Annotated in this window: 2 protein-coding genes; both read left to right on the plus strand. The window is 67.6% G+C overall.

From position 1 onward, the window contains the following. Nucleotides 1-101: 101 nt before the first annotated feature. Nucleotides 102-566 (plus strand): winged helix-turn-helix domain-containing protein, encoded by a 465-nt coding sequence (locus ACPXB1_RS30555; protein ID WP_425736165.1) that lies wholly within the window; start codon nt 102-104, stop codon nt 564-566. Further along, nucleotides 545-1,150: a transposase gene (locus ACPXB1_RS30560; RefSeq protein ID WP_357413809.1), complete on the plus strand. Its 606-nt coding sequence runs from the start codon at nt 545-547 to the stop codon at nt 1,148-1,150. The genes ACPXB1_RS30555 and ACPXB1_RS30560 overlap by 22 nt, the downstream gene beginning before the upstream one ends. The last annotated feature ends 33 nt before the right edge of the window (nt 1,151-1,183 follow it).

Genomic DNA, 1,183 nt, shown 5'->3' on the forward strand with positions numbered 1-1,183 from the left:
AGCTACAGAGGTTGAAAGGCTGACGGTCGTCGGCGTGTCTGCGTGATCTGCGTCGATGGTTTCGGTAGGCCGGAGGTATGAGGTATCCGGCTGGTGGTGGCATGAACGCGGTAGCCCGGGTCCGGCGTGAAAAGGTCCGGATGCAGGCCGCGGCCATGTTCGAGGAGTCCAAACCGTCCACGCAGATCGCTTCTGAGCTGCGAGTTTCCCCAAAGTCGGTCCGGGAGTGGCGACGTCGCTGGGCTGCCGGCGGTACTGCGGCTCTGGCATCGTCGGGGCCGGGTGGTTCGGACTGCAAGCTCTCCGAAGAGCAACTCGGCGAGCTTGCCGGCCTGCTCGACCGGGGGCCGTTTGAGCAGGGCTGGCAGGACGCCCGGTGGACTCTGGCGCGGGTCGTCGAGGTGATCGAACGCCGTTTCGGCGTCTCCTACACGCTGCGCGGGGTGTCCTACCTGCTGCATCGCATCGGCTACAGCCAGCAGGTCCCGACCCGACGGGCGATCGAACGCGACCCCGAAGCGATCGCGACCTGGCACCGCAGGCGGTGGCCGTCGGTAAGAGGTTAGCCGCGGCCCGCGGCGCCTGGATCTGCTTCCAGGACGAGGCCGGCCAGGTGCTGCGCCCGCCGGTGGCCAAGACCTGGGCACGCCGCGGCCGCACACCCGTCGTGGAGATCTCCGGTAAGGGCTCCGGCCGGGTGTCGATCGCCGGCCTGGTCTGCCTCAAGCCCGGCGAACGCGGCCGGCTGATGTGGCGCACCCGGCTGCACCGTGGCCGCAAAGGCGAACGCGGCAGCTTCAGCGAGGACGACTACATCGCCTTCCTCGACCAGGCTCACCAGCGGTTACGTACACCGATCGTGCTGATCTGGGACAACCTCAACACCCACGTCAGCCGCCGCATGCACGCCCTGATCGCGGCCCGGCCGTGGCTGACCGTGATCCGGCTGCCGTCGTACGCACCCGATCTCAACCCGACCGAAGGAGTCTGGCGATGGATGAAACGCGGCCTGACCAACATCGCCGCCCACGGCGTCGACCACCTCGCCGACCTGGTCAAACACCGCCTACGCGCCTGCCAGCAACAGACCGATCTCCTCGCCGGCTTCTTCGCCAACACCGGCATGACCCTCGACCCCGAACCACCGTGACGGTGCGAACTTCAGCCTTTCAACCTCTGTAGC

Source organism: Micromonospora sp. DT68 (assembly GCF_049847245.1).
In the GTDB taxonomy this organism is placed as follows: domain Bacteria; phylum Actinomycetota; class Actinomycetes; order Mycobacteriales; family Micromonosporaceae; genus Micromonospora; species Micromonospora profundi.

Bases quoted from the DNA above. Each gene is read 5' to 3' on its own strand.
- ACPXB1_RS30555 (WP_425736165.1), top strand. From the start codon at position 102: ATGAACGCGGTAGCCCGGGTCCGGCGTGAAAAGGTCCGGATGCAGGCC.